Consider the following 21,255-nt stretch of genomic DNA (forward strand, 5'->3'; position numbering starts at 1 on the left):
GAGTCGGTGACAGGTGTCATCGACGGACATCAGTGTGCGGGCTTGAGTGGCAGCAGGGCGCTGATCCGGAAGCCCCCGCCGGGCCGCGGTCCCGCGTCCAGCGTGCCGCCGACCATACCGACGCGCTCGCGCATGCCGATCAGACCGTGCCCGCTGCCGTCGGCACCGCCGTCCTCGTACAGCTCGTGCGGGGCGCCCTTGCCGTCGTCCTCGACGAGCAGCCCGAGGCCGTCGTCGAAGTAGACGAGGCGCACGCTCGCACCGGCGTTCTCGCCACCGTGCTTGCGGGTGTTCGTGAGGGCTTCCTGCACGATGCGGTACGCGGTCAGCTCCACGCCACTGGGCAGCGGGCGCGGGGTGCCCTCGACCTTGAAGTCGACGGGCAGGCCCGCCGTGCGCACCTGCTCGATGAGCTCGTCGAGCTGCTCGACGTCGGGCTGCGGGACGTACTCGCCGCTCTCCTCGGGCTCCCCGGTGCGCAGCACGCCGAGCAGGCGGCGCATCTCGGCGAGGGCCTGCCTGCCGGTGCCCGAGATGGTCTCCAGGGCCTTCTTCGCCTGGTCGGGCGCGGTGTCCATGACGTACGCGGCGCCGTCGGCCTGCACCACCATCACCGAGACGTTGTGCGCGACGACGTCGTGCAGCTCGCGGGCGATACGGGCCCGCTCGGCCGCGACCGCGACCTTGGACTGCGCCTCCCGCTCCTTCTCCAGACGGTCGGCGCGCTCCTCCAGCTGGGCGAGATAGGCCCGCCGGGTGCGGATGGAGTCGCCGAGCACCCAGGCCAGCGCGAAGGGCACCATCTGGAAGATCGTGAAGAGGACGTTCCCGAAGGCGCCCGCGTTCTCCGCGGGCCAGCGCATCATCGAGAGCGGTGCCGCGCACAGACCGCCGATCAGCGCGAGCCGCGACGCCCACCGCTCGGCGTCGGCCGCCGCGGTGTAGATGATCACCAGCATCGCGAAGTTCGCGGGCATCGTCTCCACGTCGAAGACCAACTGGAGGAAACCGATGACGGCGGCGAGCACCAGCATCTTCTCGGTCGCCCGGCGGCGCAGCGCGATCACCAGGGACAGGCCCAGGGCCACGGGGATCGCGGCGGCCCGCGGATCGCGGCTGTTGCCCTCGGCCATGGCGACCAGACCGATCCCGGAGATCCCGAGCAGGACGAGGCCCCAAAAGCCGTCGACCCACGTCGGGTGTCTGCGGAGGAAGTCATAGAGGCGCTGCACGTAACCCAGCGTAGGCAGCCCCACGGCACCCCGGGGTCAACCGAAGGTCCGATCCCTGTCGGGCACATGTACTCCCCAAGGTGGAGGCCCGCTTAGCCTGCGGGCTGTGACGAACGACGAACAGCGGGACCCCGCACCGCCCCCGCGCGGCTGGCGCGCGGCGGCGCAGGAGGCCCTGTACGGCCCCGACGGCTTCTACCGGCGCCCCGAAGGACCCGCGGGACACTTCCGCACGTCCGTGCACGCCTCGCCCCTCTACACGGCCGCCGTGGCGCTGCTCCTGCGTCGCCTGGACGCGGCCCTCGACCACCCGGACGAGTTGGCCTTCGTGGACATGGGCGCGGGCCGCGGCGAGCTGACGGCGGGCGTCCTGGCCGCGCTGCCCGCCGATGTGGCGGCACGCGTGCGTGCGTACGCCGTGGAACGCGCCGAGCGCCCTGCGGGGCTCGACCCGCGCGTCGAGTGGCGGGCCGCTCCCCCGGCAGGCGTCACGGGCCTGCTCTTCGCCAACGAATGGCTGGACAACGTCCCCTTGGACGTCGCCGAGGTCGCCGCCGACGGAACGCCGCACCACGTCCTCGTGCACGACGACGGCACCGAGTCGCCGGGCGGTCCCGTCGAGGGCCCGGACGCCGAGTGGCTCGCACGCTGGTGGCCGCTGGACCCCGAGCCGGGGCTGCGCGCGGAGATCGGCCGCCCCCGCGACCAGGCATGGGCGGCGGCGGTGGGGACGCTCGCGCGCGGCCTCGCGGTCGCCGTGGACTACGCCCACCGGCGCGACCGGCGCCCGCCCTTCGGGACCCTCACGGGCTTTCGCGCGGGCCGCGAGACGACACCGGTGCCGGACGGCACGTGCGACATCACCGCCCATGTGGCGCTGGACGCGTGCGCGCTCGACGGGGCCGCGCTGCTCACCCAGCGGGCGGCGCTCGGCGCGCTGGGGGTGAGCGGCGGCCGCCCGCCGCTGTCCCTGGCCTCCAGCGACCCCGCGGCGTACGTACGCGCCCTCACGCGCGCGGGAGAGGCCGCGGAACTGACCGCGCCCGGCGGGCTCGGGGACTTCGGGTGGCTGCTTCAGCCCGTCGGCGTACCCCTGGAAGCGGCCCTACTTGTCGATGTCGCCGACCACGAAGAAGAGTGATCCCAGGATCGCCACCATGTCCGCGACCAGCTGGCCGGGGAGCAGTTCGGCCAGGGCCTGGATGTTGTTGTACGAGGCGGAGCGCAGCTTCAGTCGGTACGGGGTCTTCTCGCCCTTGCTGACGAGGTAGTAGCCGTTGATGCCGAGCGGGTTCTCCGTCCACGCGTACGTGTGGCCCTCGGGCGCCTTGAGGACCTTCGGGAGGCGCTGGTTGATCGGGCCCTGCGGAAGGTCGGCGAGCCGGTCGAGGCAGGCGTCCGCGAGGTCCAGGGCGTTGTGGGTCTGCTCCAGGAGGCACTCGAAGCGGGCCAGGCAGTCGCCCTCCTGACGCGTGACGACCTTCAGGGTGTCCTGGAGTTCGCCGTACGCGAGGTAGGGCTCGTCACGGCGCAGGTCGAAGTCGACTCCGGAGGCACGCGCGATGGGACCGCTCACTCCGTAGGCGTGCACCGCCTCCGGGGTGAGGACGCCTACGCCGCGCGTGCGGCCCCGGAAGATCTCGTTGCCGAGCACCAGACGGTCGTACACGTCCATGCGCGAACGCACCGAAGCGACCGCCCCACGCGCGCGGGAGGCCCATCCGGCGGGCAGGTCCTCCTTGAGGCCGCCGACGCGGTTGAACATGTAGTGCATGCGGCCGCCGGAAATCTCCTCCATCACGTTCTGGAGCTCCTCGCGCTCGCGGAACGCGTGGAACACCGGGGTGATGCCGCCCAGTTCGAGGGGGTAGGAGCCGAGGAACATCAGGTGGTTGAGGACCCGGTTCAGCTCGGCGAGCAGCGTGCGCATCCACACGGCGCGCTCGGGGACCTCCATGCCGAGCATCCGCTCGACGGCCAGCACCACACCCAGCTCGTTCGAGAACGCCGAGAGCCAGTCGTGGCGGTTGGCCAGCATCACGATCTGCCGGTAGTCCCGCGCCTCGAAGAGCTTCTCCGCACCGCGGTGCATATAGCCGATGACCGGCTCCGCGTGCTGGATGCGCTCGCCGTCGAGGACGAGGCGCAGGCGGAGCACGCCGTGCGTGGACGGGTGCTGGGGGCCGATGTTGAGCACCATGTCGGTGCTCTCCGCAGCGCCGCCGATGCCGAGCGTGGTCTCCGTGGTGGTCTCCGTCGTGGGACTCATGCGCACAGTGTCTCGCACGCGCTTCTCGTACGCGGCTGTCGGCGGGCATACGTACGCTTGAGGCATGGAAACGGGGATGGCGGGGCCCGCAGGACCAGCGGGGACGCAGACGGAGCCGGTGTGGAACGGGCTGCCGCGGGGACTCCTGAAGATGCGGCGGCTCCTGCTGGTGGTCTGGTTCGTGCCGATCGCGGTGGCCGTCGGCGTGCTGCTCGGCCTGTTCGCAGGTCCTGCCTGGGCGCTCTTCGCGCTGCTGCCGCTCGCCCTCGTGGCGTGGGGCTGGCCGATGCTGGGGCGGAACTGGCGCTCGTGGCGCTATGCCGAGCGCGCCGACGACCTGCTCATCAGCCGGGGCGTGCTCTGGCACGAGGAGACCGTCGTGCCGTACGGCCGCATGCAGCTCGTCGAGGTGACCTCGGGCCCCGTGGAGCGGTACTTCGGGCTCGCGGGCGTGCAGCTGCACACCGCGGCGGCCGCCACCGACGCGCGCATCCCCGGCCTGCTCCCCGAAGAGGCCGAGCGGCTGCGCGACCGGCTGACCGAGCTCGGCGAGGCCCGATCGGCGGGGCTGTGAACGACGTACGAGAAGCGGCGGACGAAGACCGCTCCGTGGGCGACGGAGACGGCGGAGCGGTGCAGGAGCGGCGGCTGCATCCCATCACGCCGCTGCGCCGCGCGTGGGCGCCCTTCGCGGTCGTGGTGGGCTGGGCGGTCCACGATCCGAACGGCACCCAGCAGCGCGTCACCCAGCTCCCCGTGGCACAGCTGTTCGCGGGCCTCGCCGTCGTCCTCGTCGGCGGGTCCGTCTACGGCTTCCTGAGCTGGTGGTTCACGCACTTCGCGGTCACCGACACCGAACTGCGCATCCGCACCGGCCTGTTCTTCCGGCGCACCGCCCACATCCGGCTAGACCGGCTCCAGGCCGTCGACGTGACACGGCCGCTCCTCGGCCGCATGGCCGGTGTCGCCAAGCTGAAACTCGACGTCGTCGGCACCGAGGACAAGGACGAGCTGGCCTATCTCGGCGAGAAGGAGGCCGTCGCGCTGCGCGCCGAACTTCTCGCGCGGGCCGCCGGATTCGCTCCCGACGAGGCCCGCGAGGCCGGCGAGGCGCCCGTGCGGAACCTGCTGCACGTGCAGCCGCGGATGCTCGCCCTCTCGCTGATCCTGACCGGCGGGCCCTGGGTGATGCTCATCGCCGCGATCGTCGTGCCGTCCTTCCTCTGGTACGTCACGCACAACCTGTGGACGGTCCTCGCGACCGGACTGCCCATGCTGGGCGGCGCGTTCGCCAGCAGCGCGGGGCGATTCATCGGGGAGTACGACTGGACGGTGGGCGAGTCCCCCGACGGACTGCGCATCGACCACGGGCTGCTCGACAAGGCGCACGAGACGGTGCCGCCGGGGCGCGTGCAGACGGTGCACATCGTGCAGCCGCTGCTGTGGCGGCGGTTCGGCTGGGTGCGGGTGGAACTCGACGTGGCGGGCTCGGACAACGGCGTCCTGGTGCCGGTCGCGCCGCGCGAACTCGCGGAGTCGGTGATCGGGCGGATCCTGCCGGGCGTGCGGGTGCCCGAGCCCGCCGAGCTGTCGCGGCCGCCCGCGCGCGCGGCGTGGTGCCTGCCGGTGTGGTGGAAGGGTTACGGCCTCGCCGTCACCGACACGGTCTTCGCCGCGCGCCACGGGCTGCTCAAGCGCCGCCTCTCGCTCGTCCCGCACGCCAAGGTCCAGAGCGTGCGGCTCTCGCAGGGCCCTTGGGAGCGCCACAAGGGCGTGGCCGACGTGCGGGTGGACACGGGGGCCAGCAAGACGGTCTCGGCGCGGCTGCGCCCGGCCGACGAGGCGGTGGAACTCCTCCAGTCCCAGGCGGACCGTTCACGAACGGGCCGCAGGGAGGCGACGCCGGAGCGCTGGATGGCTTCGTAAGCCCCGTAAGGGGCGCGGGGCTGCGCGACAGCCCCGTAAGGGGCGCGGGGAGCTGCGCGACCAGCCACAACCGACCGGCACCCGACGGCCCCCGAACCGCCCCACCCAGCGGCAGTGCCTACGCCCGCAGGGCCGTCCGCAGCCCCGCCACGTCGATCTGCTCGGTCTCGTCATGGGCCGTCAGGTCGATGACCTGACCCACGCCGCGCTCGGCGTCGCCCTCGGGCGCGTCCTTGAACTCCGCCTCCGTCTCGGCCTTGTGGACCGCGAGGGCCTCCTCGCCCACCACGTCGGCGAGGTCCTCGTTCTGCACGGACTCCAGCGCGGCAGGTGCCGCGCTCTTCGTGCCGAAGAAGTCGAAGCCGCCCTGGGGCACCGGGCGCCGCGCCTGCACGGGCGGCGCGACGGCGACCGCGCGCTCGTGCCCGCCGTACCCGTCGGCCGCCCCGGAATTCCCCCGCGCGTCGCCGCCTTCCTGCGCCGCGTCCGCTTCCGCTTCGGCGGGTCCCGCGGATTCCGGCGCGGCGCTCGTGCGTGAGCGCGGTGCCAGGCGGTCGAGCGCCGCGTTGGCCCGCTGGAAGAGCGAGGGGGTGGGGCTCGCGCCCGGGCGTACGGCGGGCGTGGGGGTCTGGGTGGGCGGAGTGGACTGAGTGGCCCGAGTGGCTTCGGCGTCCTGAGTGCCGCGCGACGCGGCGGGGTCCTGAACGTCCTGGTCGGCCTGCGCGGCCAGCTTGTCCTGCCCGGCGGCCAGCTTGTCCTGCCCGGCGGCCTGCGGGGCCTGCGCGTTCTGCCCGGCCTGCGGGGCCTGCCCGGCCTGCGGGGCCTGCGGAGCCTGCGGAGCCTGCGGAGCCTGCGCGCCCTGCGGAGCCTGTCCAGCCGACGCGGCCCGCGTACCCTGTCCAGCCTGCGCGTCCCGCGAGGCACCCGCCTCGCCCGACCCCGGAACAGCCCCCGTGCGCCCACCCGTTCCCGGTGCCCCCGCGCGCACCGCGGGGACCAGGTCGACCGCGCCGGGCACCAGGTCCTCGGCGTCGGCGGGCGGCAGTGCGGGGGTCGCGGACGAGGCCTCTATGGCGAGCAGCCGCCGCCCTTCGAGGGCGCTGGCCCGCTCGGTCTCCGCGGTGGCGTACCGCCGCAGGAGCGCGGCGTGTTCGTTGCGCAGGGCGGCCAGCTCGGCCCGCTTGGCGCGCAGCTTCGTCTCCAGCTTGCCGCGCAGCTCGCGGGACTCCTCGAGGTCGGACTCGGCCTCGGCTATCCGTTCCTCGTAACGCCACTCGTCGCTCGCCCGGGCCCGGCCGAGTTCGGCGACGCGTTTGCCGGCCTGCTGGTCCCAGCGGCGCATGACGACCGAGCCGACGACGGCAGCGGCGGCCGCGGCCGCGACGAGCCCGCGGAGCACGACCGGTTCCGCGAACATCCAGGCGCCGCCGGCGCAGAGAACAGAAACGCCTGCGACCGTCGAGGGAGGAAGCAGCCTGTGCAGGGGTGGGGAATGGCGGTGACGTCCACGTGGCATGGCCAGAAACTTACCGCGCGTAGGCGAAGTCTGGTGCCCCGGCCGCCAAAATGCCGGTGCCACAACCGTAACTCGCCACAACTCCCCACCCCTCCTCCGCTTTGCTTCAGCGGTCAACTTCCGCTTCGGCCACGGAACTTCCCGGGCGTTTCATGATCCACTTCTGGATCGGGTCCTACTTCCCGATCAGACCCTTCGACTCCAGATACTCCTTCGCGACATCCACTTCCTTCTGACGCTCCTCGTCGACCTTCCGGTTGAGTTCGATGAGGTCTTCCGTGGTGAGCGTCTTGGTCAGCTTCGCGAGTGCGGCGGCTATGTCCTTGTCGCCCGCCTCCTTGGCGTTCACGACGGGAAGGATGTTGTCCGCGTTCTGCAGCTTCTTGTCGTCCTCGAGGATCACGAGGTCGTAGTTCTTCAGCGTCGCGTCGGTCGTCGTGGTCAGCACCAGCTGGTCCGTGCCGTTCTTGACGGCCTGCTTGGACTGCGTGGTGCCGACACCCTTGGGGTCGATTCCCGCGACGTCGATGCCGTACTTCTTCTTCAGGCCCGGCGCGCAGAACGGCCGGGTCTCGCATTCGTCGCCCGCCGCGATCCTGACCTTCTCACCCGACTTGCCGAGATCCGAGAGCGTCTTGAGCTTGTGCTTGTCGGCGTATTCCTTGGAGACCGCGAACGCGTTCTGGTCGACCGCCGCACCGGCCGGAAGCACCTTCAGGCCCTGCGGATCGGCGAGCTTCTCCAGAGCGTCCACCGTGGCGTCGAGATCACTGGACGCGACGGTCTTCGCCCTCGGCCCGTTCTTCTCGAGGTTGAGGAATTCCGCGAGCGTGGCCGCGTATTCGGGCGCGATGTCGATCGAGCCCTTCTTCAACTCGGGCTTGTAGATCTCGCGGTTCTGCACGGTCTTGACCTGCGCGTCATAACCGGCATCCGCAAGGACACCCACATAGAGCTCGGCGAGCACCTTCTGCTCGGTGAACCGCGCCGAACCCACCACCAGCGAGCCCTTCTTGTCACCGCCCGCCTTGTCCGCCCCCTTGCCGTCGTCCTCCAGGCTGTCCCCGCCGCACGCGGCCAGCCCCGCGGTCAGGGCCACGACGACCGCGGCCGCCCCTGCCATCCGTCGCGCGCGACGCGTTGTGCTGTTCATCGGTGAACCACCATTTCGAAAGGAATCAGAGAACCGGACCGCCGAAGGCCACGAAGGGCCGCGGTCCTCACCGGACGGCCGCAGTGGACCGTGTCCCCCGGCGGGGGTCGAAGAGCCACCCGACCACGACGAGAACCGCCTCCACGAGCAGCGCGAGCAGCGCCACCAGGAGGGCGCCCGCGACCACTTGGGGCGTGTTCTGCAGGTTGAACCCGGCCGTGATGATCCGGCCGAGGCCTCCCTCGCCGGCCATCGCGGCGAGCGTGGCCGTCGCGACGACCTGCACTCCCGCGGACCGTACGCCGGTCATGATCAGCGGGTACGCGAGGGGCAGCTCGACCCGCGCGAACAGCTGGCCGCCGCTCATGCCCATCCCCCGCGCCGCCTCCACCACGGACCGGTCCACCTCGCGCATCCCGAGGTAGGCGTTGGTCAGCAGCGGCGGCACCGCGAAGAGCACGAGGGCGATCAGCGTCGGCAGATCGCCGTGCTCCCCGAGCGGGGTGAGCGTGAGCAGGATCAGCAGGGCCAGCGTGGGCACCGCGCGGCCGACGTTCGAGATGTTGACCGCGAGGGCGCCGCCCTTGCCGATGTGGCCGAGCCAGAGCGCAAGAGGCAGCGCGATCAGGCAGGCGACCGCGAGGCAGACCCCGCTGAAGTACAGATGCTCGGCGAGGCGGTGCCACACCCCCTTCTCGCCCTGCCAGTTGGCACCCGTGGTCAGCCAGTCGTACGCACCGGTGATCGCGTTCATGCAGGTTCAGCCACCTTGGCCACGGCCGCCTTGCGCGACGCCCGGCTCGTACGTATGCGATGGACCCTCGTCCACGGCGTCAGCCAGCGCTGGAGCCCGAGCAGCAGCAGGTCCGCGACGACGGCGAGGAGCACGCAGAGCACCGATGCCGTGAGCACCTGGGCCTTGAAGGTCGTGTCGAGGCCGTCGAGGATCAGGGTGCCGAGGCCGCCGTAGTCCACGATGGCGCCGACGGTCGTCAGGGCGACGGTGGAGACCGTGGTGATGCGGACACCGGCGAGCAGGGCGGGCAGCGCGAGCGGCAGCTCCACCTCCCACAGCAGTCTCAGCGGGCCGTACCCCATGCCCTTCGCGGCGTCCCGTGCCTCGTCGGGGACGGCTTGCAGGCCCGCCAGGATGTTCCGCACAAGGACGGTGAGCGAATACAGCACGAGGCCCGTGACGACCAGCGAGACCGAAAGCCCGAAGAAGGGCAGGAGCAGCGAGAACATCGCCAGCGAAGGGATCGAGTACAGCACGGTCGTCACGCCGAGGATCGGCCCCGCGAGGAAGCGCCAGCGCCGCGCGAGCAGCGCGAGCGGCAGGGACACCGCGACACCGATCGCCACCGAGGCGAGCGTGATCCCGACGTGCTGCAGCGTCGCGTCGATCAACTCCTGGCTGCGGGTGCGGAGATATTCCCCGCAGATCCAGTCGTTCGTCACCAGACAGTTCTGCTTCGCCACGCGCCCCACCTCCCCCGAATCCCCGGACGTATGCCGCACACACGTCCCCCCGTGTCTGGCGACCCTAACGCGAGGCACTGACAATCGCCGAGACTCGTTGTACGGCCGCAACACGGCCTTCACGCAAAGCCCGCCACCGCCCGCCACAATGGGGAATCATGATCCGGTTCGAGCACGTCACCAAGCGGTACGCGGACGGCACCACAGCCGTCGACGATCTGTCCTTCGAGGTCGCCGAGGGTGAACTGGTCACGCTCGTCGGCCCGTCCGGCTGCGGCAAGACCACGACGATGAAGATGGTGAACCGGCTCATCGAGCCGAGCGAGGGCCGGATATTCGTCGACGGCGAGGACATATCCGGCATCGACCCGGTCCAACTCCGGCGCCGCATCGGCTATGTGATCCAGCAGGTCGGCCTCTTCCCGCACAAGACGGTCCTGGAGAACACCGCGACCGTCCCGCACCTCCTGGGCGTCAAGCGCGGCAAGGCCCGCGAGCGCGCCGCCGAACTCCTCGACCTGGTCGGCCTCGACCCCTCCGTGTTCGGCGACCGCTACCCCGAGCAGCTCTCCGGCGGCCAGCGCCAGCGCGTCGGGGTGGCCCGCGCCCTGGCCGCCGATCCGCCGGTGCTCCTGATGGACGAGCCGTTCGGCGCTGTCGACCCCGTGGTGCGCGAGCACCTCCAGAACGAGTTCCTCCGCCTCCAGCAGGCCGTACGCAAGACCGTGCTCTTCGTCACGCACGACATCGAGGAGGCGGTCCGCCTCGGCGACCGCATCGCCGTCTACGGCCACGGCCGCATCGAGCAGTTCGACACCCCCTCGACGGTCCTGGGCGCCCCCGCGAACGACTACGTGGCCGACTTCGTCGGCGCGGACCGCGGCCTGAAGCGGCTCTCCGTGACACCGATCGAGGAGGGCGACCTGGAGCAGCCGCCCGTGGTGCACCTCGACGACCCGCTGCCCAAGGAGCTCGACGCCCGCTGGGCCGTCGTCCTGGACCGCGAGAACAACCTGCACGGCTGGATCTCCGCCGAGCACGCGCGCGTGGAGAGCGGCACGGTCCGCGAGCACGCGCGCCGCATGGAGGCGTGGCTCCCGGTCGGCGCGAGCCTGAAGCAGGCGTTCGCGACGATGCTGCAGCACGACGCGGGGTGGATCGCGGTCATCGACAAGGACAGCGAGGGCCGCTTCCTCGGGGTGCTCACCCCGGCCAGGCTGCACGAGGCGCTGCGGCGCTCCACGGCGGCCGACGCGCGCGACATCGCGCGCGACGAGGTCGAGCTGGAGACGGTCACCCAGGTGTGACGGATCCCACCCGGCGGCGCACCGCGCTCAGTTGTCGCTCAGCCGCCCGCTGATCCACTGCAGCGTCGCCGGGATCTCCCTGCGCCAGGTGTTGAAGTTGTGCCCGCCGCTGTCGAGCGTGATCGACGAGATCCGTGTGGGCGCCTTCACCTTGTCGATGAACTTCAAGGTGTCGTGGTAGTTGCTCTCGCCCTTCTTGCTGCTGCTCACCAGCAGGGAGGTCTTGGGCGGCGGCATGTGCTCCAGGTACCAGTTCAGGTCGGCGCGCTGCTCCAACTCCTTGTCACCGTGGAAGAGATCGCCCGTGGTGACGTCGATGGGAGCCTTGTAGTACGCGGAGAGACCGGCGCCCGCGGCGTACTTGTCGGGGTGGTGCATGGCGAGCTTCAGGGCGCAGTAGCCGCCCGTGGAGTCGCCGATGATGCCCCAGTTGTCGGCCTTGGTGCCCACCCTGTAGTGCCCCGAAATCGCGCTGGGCAGGTCCTTGGCGAAGAACGTCTCGGTCTGCGGGCCGCCGGGGATGTCCACGCACTCGGTATCCCTGGGCGGTGCCACGGTCGGCCGCAGCATGATCAGGATCATCGGCTGCATCTTGCCCTGGGCGGCCTGCCGGTGGGCGGTCTGCGGGTAGTGCAGGCCCTTGATGAGGGCTTCCGCGGTGCCCGGGTAGCCGGTGAGGACCACGGACGCGGGGAACTTGCGGTTCTTGTACTGCGGTTGGAAGTACTCGGGCGGCAGGTACACGTAGGCGGGGCTGGCTATGTTCGACGCCCGGCCCCCGATGTCGATCTTCTGGATCTGGCCGCCGGTGGCGGGCCTGCCGCCGCCGGGCACGTTCACCGACTGGGTGTCGAGGACCTTTACGGGACCCTCCCCTTTGGCGGGGTCGTGGTCCACCACCACCCCGGGGCTCGTCTCCTGGCCGAAGAGGTCGGCCCACGTGGCGTAGAAGCCGAACGCCTGGTTGGCGGAGAGGCCGACCGAGGCGAAGATCGCTATCTGGGTGGCGATCAGCAGCCCGACCCGCCCGGTGATCGCCTTCCAGGACTGTCGTGCGAGCCTCGGCCAGAGCCAGATCGTGCCGACGAACAGCAGTACGGCCAGCAAGACCGCAAGCGCGAGGACCTTGTTGCTCGTGAGTCCCATGGGGTGTTCCTGCCTGCACTTTCTGCCTTTGCCCGGACTTGCCGTGGCTTACCGGACCCGTACCGAACCCGTACCTTGACCTTGCTGGCCCTTGCCGGAGTATTTCCTCCGGTTTTCCGGTCGGGAATGAACCCGTCTCCCAGAAGGACCGTCCTAGAGGGCGCAATGGTGCCGGATGCCGTTTTGGCACCGGATTCAAGCTCTCTCGCAGAACTACGGGATGCGATGTCTGTCAGGATAGATGGGGAAATGTCGGGTGGGGTTCCGAGGGGTGAGGAGCACCACCGTGACGGCCGGCTCCGCCGGGTACTGCGCGGACCGCGCCCGGAGGCCGTGCCGACCCTCGTCGCCAGAGCCTGCATGATCGTAGGGCTCCTGAACGTGGCGGCGGGCGTCTTCCCCCGCTTCCGGCACAGCCGCATGCACGCCATCGCCGAGGTCCTGCCGGGCGCGCTCGGCCCCTTCGCCGCCGCCCTCGCCCTCAGCTCCGGCATCCTGCTGCTCCTGCTCGGCCACGGCCTGCGCCGCCACAAGCGACGGGCCTGGCGGGCCGCCGTGGTGCTGCTGCCCGCGGGGGCCGTGGCGCAGTTCGCGTACCGGCACTCCGTGATCGGCGTGGTGATCTCGCTCGCGCTCCTCGCCCTGCTGTTGCGCCATCGGAGTGAGTTCACGGCCCTGCCCGACCCGCGCAGCCGCTGGCGCGCACTGGCCAATTTCGTCCTCCTCGGAGCAGGCTCGATCCTCCTCGGCCTGGTGATCGTCAGCGCCCACCCCGGGAAGGTCATCGGGGACCCGAGCATCACGGAGCGCCTGGCACACGTCCTGTACGGGCTCTTCGGCTTCGAAGGCCCGGTCGACTACTACGGACGCACGTCCTGGACCGTTGGTTTCTCCCTCGGCGCCCTCGGCATGCTGACCGCGCTCACCACCATCTACCTGGCCTTCCGCCCCGAGCACCCGGCCGCACGGCTCACCGAGGACGACGAGACGAAGCTGCGCGCGCTGCTCGACAAGCACGGCGGCCGCGACTCGCTCGGCCACTTCGCGCTCCGCCGCGACAAGGGCGTCGTCTTCTCCCCCAGCGGCAAGGCCGCCGTCACCTACCGCGTCGTCTCCGGAGTGATGCTCGCCAGCGGCGACCCGATCGGCGACGTCGAGGCCTGGCCCGGCGCGATCGAGCGCTTCATGGACGAGGCCAAGGCCCACTCCTGGACGCCCGCCGTCATGGGCTGCTCCGAGACCGGCGGCGAGGTCTGGACCCGCGAGACCGGCCTCGACGCGCTCGAACTGGGTGACGAGGCGGTGGTGGACGTCGCGGATTTCTCCCTGTCCGGGCGTGCGATGCGCAACGTACGCCAGATGGTCAAGCGGATCGAGCGCAATGGCTACGAGACCCGCGTACGGCGCATCCGTGACCTCGGCGAACACGAGCTCGCCAGGATCCAGCGGGCCGCCGACGACTGGCGCGGCACCGACACCGAGCGCGGCTTCTCCATGGCGCTCGGCCGCATCGGCGACCCGAACGACGGCGACTGTCTGATCGCCACCGCCCACAAGGCCGACGAGGAGCCGGGCGCCTACGGCGACCTGAAGGCCGTCCTGCACTTCGTCCCCTGGGGCAAGGACGGCGTCTCCCTCGACCTCATGCGCCGCGACCGCTCCGCCGACCCCGGCATGAACGAGCTGCTCATCGTGGCCGCCCTGCAGGCCGCCCCGAAGCTCGGCATCGCGCGCGTGTCCCTCAACTTCGCGATGTTCCGCGCGGCCCTCGCCCGCGGCGAGAAGATCGGCGCGGGCCCGGTCCTGCGCGCCTGGCGCGGCCTGCTCGTCTTCCTGTCCCGCTGGTTCCAGATCGAGTCCCTGTACAAGTTCAACGCGAAGTTCCGCCCCCGCTGGGAGCCCCGCTTCGTCGTCTACCGCTCCAGCAAGGACCTGCCCCGCATCGGCTTCGCCGCGATGCAGGCCGAGGGCTTCGTCACCTTCGCGCTGCCCCGCTTCCTCCGCAGGGGCACCCCGCAGCGCCGCCCCTGCCCGCACCAGGCCACGGAGCGTGAGGTCCAGGCGGCGTAATCCGGCCTTGTCCGGGCCTAGGCTGGACACATGAGTACGTTGCGCGGGCGGGGATCGGTCCAGGGGCTGCCGGAGTGGGACCGCTGTGCGGTCATGGGCGTCGTGAACGTGACGCCCGACTCCTTCTCCGACGGCGGCCGCTGGTTCGACACGACGGCCGCCGTCAAGCACGGCATCGACCTGGTCGCGCAGGGCGCCGACCTCGTCGACGTCGGCGGCGAGTCGACCCGGCCCGGCGCCCCCCGCGTGGACGAGGACGAAGAGCTGAAGCGCGTCATCCCCGTCGTGCGGGGACTGGCCGCCGAGGGCGTCACGGTCTCCGTGGACACCATGCGCGCCACCGTCGCCGAGCAGGCGCTCGCCGCGGGCGCCGCCCTGGTCAACGACGTCAGCGGTGGCCTCGCCGACCCGCGCATGGTCCCCGCGGTCGCCGCCGCGCAGGCCCCCTTCGTCGTCATGCACTGGCGGGGCTTCCTCACCGACATCCACGCGAAGCCGCACTACGAAGACGTGGTCTCCGAAGTCGTCGACGAGCTGCACGCGCGCGTGGAGGCCGCCATCGAGGGCGGCATCGCCCCCGAGCGCATCGTCGTCGACCCCGGCCTCGGCTTCTCCAAGGACGCCGAGCACGACCTGGCGCTCCTCGCGGGCCTCGAAAGGCTGCGCGAGCTCGGCCACCCGATCCTGGTCGCCGCGTCCCGCAAGCGGTTCCTCGGCCGGGTCCTCGCGGGCCCCGAGGGCGCCCCGCCGCCCGCCCGCGAGCGCGACGCCGCCACCGCCGCGGTCTCCGCCATCGCCGCCCACCAGGGCGCCTGGGCGGTCCGCGTGCACGAGGTGCGGGCGACGGCCGACGCCGTCCGCGTCGCCCAGGCCGTCACGGACGCCGCGGGCGGCCGCCGGTGACCGGGGCCCAGACCGACGTCGAACAGGTCGAGCTCGCCAACACCGCCTTCTACGAAGCCCTCGAACGAGGCGACTTCGACGAGGTCTCCGACCTGTGGCTGGACTCCGCGGACGGTGAAGGATCCGCCGACGACACGGACGGCGACGGCGCGGACACGGACGCGATCTCCTGCGTCCACCCCGGCTGGCCGGTGCTCACCGGGCGCGGCGAGGTCCTCAGGTCGTACGCGCTGATCATGGCCAATACGGAGTACATCCAGTTCTTCCTGACCGACCTGAAGGTCGGCGTCGCCGGTGACACCGCACTGGTGACCTGCACCGAGAACATCCTCAGCGGCGGCCCGCCCCCGGAGGGCGGCGGCGAGCTCGGCCCGCTCGTGGGCCAGCTCGTGGTCGCCACGAATGTGTTCCGGCGCACACCCGACGGATGGAAGCTCTGGTCACACCACGCGTCACCCGTGCTTGCCGAAACCGACGACGAAGAGGGCGACGAAACACCCTCCTGAGTGGGTAGGCGCGAAGAAGTGGTTGGGATCACCGGCTGCCGGGTATGGGCGGCTACCAGCCACGAGCCGCAGCCGGAAGGCGGCTCGACCCCCGTGCTCCGCGGCGGCCGACGGGCCCCGCGGGCGAGCGCTGTCAGTGCTCGCAGGTAGATTCGATCGAGGCTGGTGTGCCGACCGCACTCGGTGCAGGCCTGCCGATACCGACGATTGCAGGAGTGATTCGCGTGGATCGTGTCGCGCTGCGCGGCCTCAAGGCCCGCGGGCACCACGGTGTCTACCCGCGGGAGCGCGAAGAAGGCCAGACCTTCATCGTGGACCTGGTGCTTGGCCTGGACACCCGAGCGGCCGCGGCCGACGACGACCTGGCGAAGACCGTGCACTACGGAATCGTGGCCGAGGAGGTCGTCGCCGTCGTCGAGGGCGAGCCCGTCGACCTCATCGAGACGCTCTCCGAGCGCATCGCCCAGACGTGTCTGAAGCACGAGGGAGTCCTGGAGGTCGAGGTGTGCGTGCACAAGCCGGACGCCCCGATCACCGTTCCCTTCGACGACGTGACCGTCACCATCACCCGGAGCCGAGTATGACTGCGCCTTTCAAAGCGGGTCAGAGCGACCCGACCGTCCAGCCGGTGCCCAACTCCGTGGTCGAGCAGGTCGACGCCGCGGACACCACCCTGTCCAACCCCAAGCGCGCCGTGATCTCCCTCGGCAGCAATCTCGGCAACCGCCTGGAGACGCTGCAGGGCGCCATCGACGCCCTGGAGGACACCCCCGGCCTGCGCGTCAAGGCCGTCTCCCCGGTGTACGAGACCGAGCCGTGGGGCGTCGAGCCCGGCAGCCAGCCCTCGTACTTCAACGCGGTCGTCGTGGTGAAGACGACGCTGCCGCCCGCCTCCCTCCTGGAGCGGGCGCACGCGGTCGAGGAGGCCTTCCACCGCGTCCGCGACGAGCGCTGGGGCCCGCGCACGATCGACGTGGACATCGTGGCGTACGCCGACGTGGTCTCCGACGACCCGACGCTCACCCTGCCCCACCCGCGCGCGCATGAACGTGCCTTCGTGCTCGCTCCCTGGCACGACGTGGAGCCCGAGGCCCAGGTGACCGGACGCGGCCCGGTGGCCGAGCTGCTCGCCGGGATCGGCCGCGACGGCGTCGTGCCCCGCGCCGACCTGGAACTCCGGCTGCCCGAGTAGTCGTTAGGGTCTAACGGATCCGTACGACGACCACAGTGGCGGGCGGCGGTCCGCAGGACGACCAGGCGATGAAGGCGATGAAGGGTCACCCGTGAAGCAACTGCGCATCAGGACACTGGCCGGCCTCTTCGTCATGGCCGGAGTGCTGTCCTGGTCGGGCGCCCGGCTGTGGGACTCCGTCGGCACCCTGCCGCGGGTTCCGCTGGCCGCGCCGATCGTGCTCGCGGTGATCGCCGTGGTGCTGCTCGCGACGGCGCTCTCGCTGCGGTCCCGGCTGCGCGCCCAGCGCGAGCGGCGCCCCGGCGCGAAGGGCGTCGACCCGATGATGGCCGCCCGCGCCGTGGTCTTCGGCCAGGCCAGCGCCCTGGTCGCGGCCCTCGTCTCCGGGATGTACGGCGGCGTGGGCGCCTTCATGCTCGAATTCCTGGACATCCCCGCCCGCCGGGACCAGGCGGTCTACGCCGGGCTCTCCGTCCTGATGGGCATCGCCGTCATAGCGGCCGCCTTCTTCATGGAGCGGGTCTGCAAGCTCCCTGAGGACGACGACGAGGACGGCGGGACGGCCTCGGCGGCCTGACCCGGCCCGACCGCCCTCCCCGCCGCTCACGGGCGACCACGGGCCGCCGCCCCGCCACTACAGCAGCGTGCCGCCCTCGATCTCGGTCTCCCCGAGGATCCCCGACAGGCGCGCAAGCACCTGGGCGTCCAGCTCCACGCGCGCCGCGGCGAGGTTCTCCTCGATGTGCCGGGGCGTACGACTGCCGGGGATCGGCACCACGTTCGGGTCCTGGTGGAGCAGCCAGGCGAGCGCCAGCTGCGCCGGGGTGATGCCCAGCTCCTCCGCGACGCCCCGCACGGGCGCGAAGCGGTCGTTGTTCGCCTTCAGGTTCGCCGCGTCGAAGCGCGGCGCGTTCTGCCGGAAGTCCCCCTCGTCGACCTTGCCGACCGTGCCGGTCAGGAACCCGGCGCCCAGCGGCGACCACGGCACGAGCCCGACCCCCAACTCACGAGCGGCGGCGAGCAGTTCCGGCTCGGCGGGCTTCCACATGGACCACTCGATCTGCACCGCGGCCACCGGGTGCACGGCATGCGCGGCCCGCAGCTGCCCGGCCGTCACATTGGAGAGCCCGAGGTGCCGTACGAGGCCCGCCTCGATCAGCTCGGCGACCGCGCCGACGGTGTCCTCGAAGGGCACCTGCGGGTCCGGGAAGTGCGGGTAGTACAGGTCGATGTAGTCCGTACCGAGGCCGCGCAGGCTGGCCTCCGCATAGCCGCGCACATACGCGGGGTCGCCGTTGACCGCCAGCTCCCCGAAGGCGTACCCGATGGGGAAGGGATGCGGCTCGACGCCCTCCGGCAGCCGGAAGCCGAACTTGGTGGCTATCGCGACCTGATCGCGGCGGCCGCGCAACGCCCGGCCGACGAGACGTTCGTTGTGCCCGTCGACCCCGTAGCCGTCGGCCGTGTCGATGATCGTGGCGCCCGCGTCGACGGCGGCGAGCAGCGCCCGCTCGCCGCGCTCGTCGTCGATCTCGCCGTACACCCCCGGGGAGAGCACCATCGCGCCGTAGCCGAGCGCGGAGACCTCGAGGCCGCCGAGCCTGCGGGTGGGCAGCGACTGCTTGCTCGTATGCGCCTTGCTCGAATTCGTCATACACGCAGTCTTTCGGCCACCGCACGTCGCCGTCCAATACTTCTCGCCCCAACCACCAACCACGGAAGGGAAGTTGGGGCGATCAGCCCGGACCGGACCGGCTCAGCGGGCCATGATCAGGCTCATCGCCTCATTGCGCGTCGCGGGATCGCGCAACTGCCCGCGCACCGCGGAGGTGATGGTCTTCGCGCCGGGCTTGCGCACCCCGCGCATCGACATGCACATGTGCTCGCACTCGACGACCACGATCACGCCGCGCGGCTCCAGGATCTCCATCAGGGAGTCCGCGATCTGCGTGGTCAGCCGCTCCTGCACCTGCGGCCTGCGCGCATACACGTCCACGAGCCTGGCCAGCTTCGACAGGCCGGTGATCTTGCCGTCCGTGGACGGGATGTAGCCGACGTGCGCGACGCCGTGGAACGGCACCAGATGGTGCTCGCAGGAACTCTGCACCTCGATGTCCTTCACCAGGACCATCTCGTCGTGACCGAGGTCGAACGTCGTCGTCAGGACGTCCTCGGGCTTCTGCCACAGTCCGGCGAATATCTCCTTGTACGCGCGCGCGACGCGCCCCGGGGTCTCCCGCAGCCCCTCCCGGTCGGGGTCCTCCCCCACGGCGATCAGAAGCTCACGCACGGCGTTCTCGGCCCGCTTCTCGTCGAACTCACCGATCGCGCCCTCGCCGTCCAGCGTCACGGGGTCGGTCATCTGTGCCTCGTTCCTGTGCGTTCCCGCGCCTGCCTGTGCGCGGTCGTGAGCCTGCCAACTGCGGGCGTACAAAATAAGCCGCGCCCCCCAGGCTAAAACCAGGGGGGCGCGGCATCCATTCCGGGCCTGCTGAGGCTCGCGGGATCAGCTCTCGGGGCGGTCCTCCGGGGCCACCTCGATGGGCTGGTCCGTGGTGCCGGCGGTCACCGCGGGGGTGGCGCCGTTCGCACCGTTCGTCAGCGACAGCTCCTTGGGGGAGAGCACCGGCGGACGGGTCGACGGCGTACGCCGCGAGGAGCCGGTCCACGCCGGACGCGCCGGACGCTTCACGATCCCGGCGAAGACCTCGGCGATCTGCTCCTTGCCGAGGGTCTCCTTCTCGAGGAGCTGGAGAACCAGGTTGTCGAGGATGTCGCGGTTCTCGACGAGGATCTCCCACGCTTCGTTGTGCGCGGTCTCGATGAGCTTCTTGACCTCTTCGTCGACCAGCGCGGCGACCTCTTCCGAGTAGTCCCGCTGGTGCGCCATCTCGCGCCCGAGGAACGGCTCGGTGTTGTCGCCGCCGAACTTGATCGCGCCGAGACGCTCGGTCATGCCGTACTGCGTGACCATCGCGCGTGCGGTGGCCGTGGCCTTCTCGATGTCGTTCGCCGCGCCCGTCGTCGGGTCGTGGAAGACGAGCTCCTCGGCCGCGCGCCCGCCCAGCATGTACGCGAGCTGGTCGAGCATTTCGTTGCGCGTGGTCGAGTACTTGTCCTCTTCGGGCAGGACCATGGTGTAACCCAGGGCCCGGCCGCGGGACAGGATCGTGATCTTGTGGACCGGGTCCGAGTTCGGAGACGCCGCCGCGACCAGGGCGTGTCCGCCCTCGTGGTACGCGGTGATCTTCTTCTCCTTGTCGGACATGATCCGGGTCCGCTTCTGCGGGCCCGCCACGACACGGTCGATCGCCTCGTCGAGCGAGTGGTTGTCGATCAGCTTCTTGTCGCTGCGCGCCGTCAGGAGCGCCGCTTCGTTCAGCACGTTCGACAGGTCGGCACCGGTGAAACCGGGCGTACGCCGGGCGACCGCGCCCAGGTCGACGTCCGGGGCGACCGGCTTGCCCTTCTGGTGAACCTTGAGGATCTCCAGACGGCCCTGCATGTCCGGGCGGTCGACGGCGATCTGCCGGTCGAAACGGCCCGGGCGAAGCAGCGCCGGGTCGAGGATGTCGGGCCGGTTCGTGGCGGCGATCAGGATGACGCCGCCCTTCACGTCGAAGCCGTCCATCTCGACGAGCAGCTGGTTCAGCGTCTGCTCGCGCTCGTCGTGGCCACCGCCGAGACCGGCACCGCGGTGACGGCCCACGGCGTCGATCTCGTCGACGAAGACGATCGCCGGGGCGTTCGCCTTGGCCTGCTCGAAGAGGTCGCGCACACGGGAGGCACCGACACCGACGAACATCTCGACGAAGTCGGAACCGGAGATCGAGTAGAACGGCACCCCGGCCTCACCGGCGACGGCACGGGCGAGCAGCGTCTTACCCGTACCGGGCGGGCCGTAGAGGAGCACGCCCTTGGGGATCTTGGCGCCGACGGCCTGGAACTTCGCCGGCTCCTGCAGGAACTCCTTGATCTCGTGGAGCTCCTCGACGGCCTCGTCGGACCCCGCCACATCGGCGAAGGTCGTCTTCGGGGTGTCCTTGGTGATCAGCTTGGCCTTGGACTTCCCGAAGTTCATGACCCGGGAGCCGCCGCCCTGCATCTGATTCATCAGGAACAGGAAGACAACGACGATGAGGACGAAGGGGAGCAGCGAGAGCAGGATTCCGACGAACGGGTTCTGCTTCGACGGCGAGACGGTGTAACCGTCCGGGATGTCCTTCGCCTGGTACTTGGACTGCAGGGTCTTGGCGAGGTCGACGCCCTGGTCGCCGATGTAGCTCGCCTGGATCTTGCTGCTGCCCTCGACCTTCTGACCGTCCTTGAGCTCGGCCTTGATGGTCTGCTCGTCACCGGTGGTGAGCTTGGCCGACTCGACCTTGTTGTCGTTGATCGCCTGGACGACCTGGCCGGTGTCCACCGTCTTGTAGCCACCGGACGAGCCGACGACCTGCATCAACACGACCACGGCAAGGACGGCCAGCACGATCCACATGACTGGCCCACGGAAGTATCGCTTCACGTCCATCCATACGGAGCGATGACGCCCCGTC

The 21,255-nt window shown here is 70.8% G+C and carries 20 protein-coding genes; 10 read left to right on the plus strand and 10 right to left on the minus strand.

The genetic code is table 11. The features are described 5' to 3' along the window. Positions 1-29: 29 nt before the first annotated feature. Positions 30-1,232 (minus strand): sensor histidine kinase, encoded by a 1,203-nt coding sequence (locus tag ACFWZ2_RS27655; protein ID WP_384550139.1) that lies wholly within the window; start codon positions 1,230-1,232, stop codon positions 30-32. A 106-nt stretch (positions 1,233-1,338) separates the two neighbouring features. Between ACFWZ2_RS27655 and ACFWZ2_RS27660 the strand changes: the two genes are divergently transcribed. Next, a complete protein-coding gene (locus ACFWZ2_RS27660; protein ID WP_384550140.1) occupies positions 1,339-2,373 on the plus strand; it encodes an SAM-dependent methyltransferase in 1,035 nt (344 codons plus the stop codon). Here ACFWZ2_RS27660 and ACFWZ2_RS27665 read toward each other — a convergent pair. Beyond that, the gene (locus tag ACFWZ2_RS27665) at positions 2,338-3,501 is read right to left on the minus strand and encodes an NADH-quinone oxidoreductase subunit D (RefSeq protein ID WP_384550142.1); all 1,164 of its coding nucleotides are present in this window, start codon (positions 3,499-3,501) and stop codon (positions 2,338-2,340) included. The two genes, ACFWZ2_RS27660 and ACFWZ2_RS27665, sit on opposite strands and share 36 nt — an antisense overlap. Positions 3,502-3,565: 64 nt before the next feature. Here ACFWZ2_RS27665 and ACFWZ2_RS27670 point away from each other — a divergent pair, with 64 nt between their 5' ends. After that, positions 3,566-4,075 carry a PH domain-containing protein gene (locus tag ACFWZ2_RS27670; RefSeq protein ID WP_384550144.1) on the plus strand — a complete coding sequence of 170 codons (510 nt, stop codon included), beginning with the start codon at positions 3,566-3,568 and terminating at the stop codon, positions 4,073-4,075. A gap of 35 nt (positions 4,076-4,110) precedes the next feature. Then, a complete protein-coding gene (locus ACFWZ2_RS27675) occupies positions 4,111-5,427 on the plus strand; it encodes a PH domain-containing protein (RefSeq protein ID WP_384550199.1) in 1,317 nt (438 codons plus the stop codon). A 118-nt stretch (positions 5,428-5,545) separates the two neighbouring features. Here ACFWZ2_RS27675 and ACFWZ2_RS27680 read toward each other — a convergent pair whose 3' ends face one another. The 4 genes from ACFWZ2_RS27680 to ACFWZ2_RS27695 form a co-directional block, all read right to left on the minus strand. Beyond that, positions 5,546-6,844 carry a hypothetical protein gene (locus ACFWZ2_RS27680; RefSeq protein ID WP_384550145.1) on the minus strand — a complete coding sequence of 433 codons (1,299 nt, stop codon included), beginning with the start codon at positions 6,842-6,844 and terminating at the stop codon, positions 5,546-5,548. 274 nt (positions 6,845-7,118) lie between these two features. Beyond that, the gene (locus tag ACFWZ2_RS27685; RefSeq protein WP_384550147.1) at positions 7,119-8,096 is read right to left on the minus strand and encodes an ABC transporter substrate-binding protein; all 978 of its coding nucleotides are present in this window, start codon (positions 8,094-8,096) and stop codon (positions 7,119-7,121) included. 67 nt (positions 8,097-8,163) lie between these two features. Continuing rightward, positions 8,164-8,850 (minus strand): ABC transporter permease, encoded by a 687-nt coding sequence (locus ACFWZ2_RS27690; RefSeq protein ID WP_384550149.1) that lies wholly within the window; start codon positions 8,848-8,850, stop codon positions 8,164-8,166. Beyond that, complete coding sequence (locus ACFWZ2_RS27695; RefSeq protein WP_384550151.1) at positions 8,847-9,575, minus strand: ABC transporter permease; 729 nt, start codon at positions 9,573-9,575, stop codon at positions 8,847-8,849. The genes ACFWZ2_RS27690 and ACFWZ2_RS27695 overlap by 4 nt, the downstream gene beginning before the upstream one ends. 158 nt (positions 9,576-9,733) lie before the next feature. Here ACFWZ2_RS27695 and ACFWZ2_RS27700 point away from each other — a divergent pair, with 158 nt between their 5' ends. Then, entirely contained in the window at positions 9,734-10,882 is a 1,149-nt protein-coding gene (locus ACFWZ2_RS27700; protein WP_384550153.1) for an ABC transporter ATP-binding protein, read from the plus strand. 27 nt (positions 10,883-10,909) lie between these two features. On the opposite strand, the gene ACFWZ2_RS27705 is transcribed toward ACFWZ2_RS27700, so the two are convergent. Next, on the minus strand, positions 10,910-12,028 hold the full coding sequence (locus ACFWZ2_RS27705) for an alpha/beta hydrolase (RefSeq protein ID WP_384550155.1): 1,119 nt from the start codon (positions 12,026-12,028) through the stop codon (positions 10,910-10,912). Between the two features lie 249 nt (positions 12,029-12,277). Between ACFWZ2_RS27705 and ACFWZ2_RS27710 the strand changes: the two genes are divergently transcribed. The 6 genes from ACFWZ2_RS27710 to ACFWZ2_RS27735 all read left to right on the plus strand — a co-directional run bounded on the left by ACFWZ2_RS27710 (position 12,278) and on the right by ACFWZ2_RS27735 (position 17,276). Further along, the gene (locus ACFWZ2_RS27710; protein WP_384550157.1) at positions 12,278-14,098 is read left to right on the plus strand and encodes a phosphatidylglycerol lysyltransferase domain-containing protein; all 1,821 of its coding nucleotides are present in this window, start codon (positions 12,278-12,280) and stop codon (positions 14,096-14,098) included. 30 nt (positions 14,099-14,128) lie between these two features. Further along, complete coding sequence (folP, locus tag ACFWZ2_RS27715) at positions 14,129-15,001, plus strand: dihydropteroate synthase (protein ID WP_384550158.1); 873 nt, start codon at positions 14,129-14,131, stop codon at positions 14,999-15,001. Continuing rightward, entirely contained in the window at positions 14,998-15,507 is a 510-nt protein-coding gene (locus ACFWZ2_RS27720) for a nuclear transport factor 2 family protein (RefSeq protein ID WP_384550160.1), read from the plus strand. The genes folP and ACFWZ2_RS27720 overlap by 4 nt, the downstream gene beginning before the upstream one ends. A 224-nt stretch (positions 15,508-15,731) precedes the next feature. Continuing rightward, positions 15,732-16,091 (plus strand): dihydroneopterin aldolase, encoded by a 360-nt coding sequence (folB, locus tag ACFWZ2_RS27725; protein ID WP_384550162.1) that lies wholly within the window; start codon positions 15,732-15,734, stop codon positions 16,089-16,091. Beyond that, positions 16,088-16,699: a 2-amino-4-hydroxy-6-hydroxymethyldihydropteridine diphosphokinase gene (folK, locus tag ACFWZ2_RS27730; RefSeq protein ID WP_384550164.1), complete on the plus strand. Its 612-nt coding sequence runs from the start codon at positions 16,088-16,090 to the stop codon at positions 16,697-16,699. Before folB ends, folK begins: the two co-directional genes overlap by 4 nt. A gap of 91 nt (positions 16,700-16,790) precedes the next feature. Beyond that, entirely contained in the window at positions 16,791-17,276 is a 486-nt protein-coding gene (locus tag ACFWZ2_RS27735; protein ID WP_384550165.1) for a DUF3180 domain-containing protein, read from the plus strand. 57 nt (positions 17,277-17,333) lie between these two features. Here ACFWZ2_RS27735 and ACFWZ2_RS27740 read toward each other — a convergent pair whose 3' ends face one another. The 3 genes from ACFWZ2_RS27740 to ftsH all read right to left on the minus strand — a co-directional run bounded on the left by ACFWZ2_RS27740 (position 17,334) and on the right by ftsH (position 21,230). Then, on the minus strand, positions 17,334-18,353 hold the full coding sequence (locus ACFWZ2_RS27740; protein ID WP_384550167.1) for an aldo/keto reductase: 1,020 nt from the start codon (positions 18,351-18,353) through the stop codon (positions 17,334-17,336). Positions 18,354-18,455: 102 nt separating this feature from the next. Continuing rightward, positions 18,456-19,061, minus strand: a complete 606-nt coding sequence (gene folE / locus ACFWZ2_RS27745; protein ID WP_384550169.1) for a GTP cyclohydrolase I FolE — start codon at positions 19,059-19,061, stop codon at positions 18,456-18,458. 144 nt (positions 19,062-19,205) lie between these two features. Further along, positions 19,206-21,230, minus strand: coding sequence for an ATP-dependent zinc metalloprotease FtsH (gene ftsH / locus ACFWZ2_RS27750; RefSeq protein ID WP_384550171.1), 2,025 nt, complete (start codon positions 21,228-21,230; stop codon positions 19,206-19,208). Between the last annotated feature and the right edge of the window lie 25 nt (positions 21,231-21,255).

This window comes from Streptomyces sp. NPDC059002 (assembly GCF_042740435.1).
Lineage (GTDB): Bacteria > Actinomycetota > Actinomycetes > Streptomycetales > Streptomycetaceae > Streptomyces.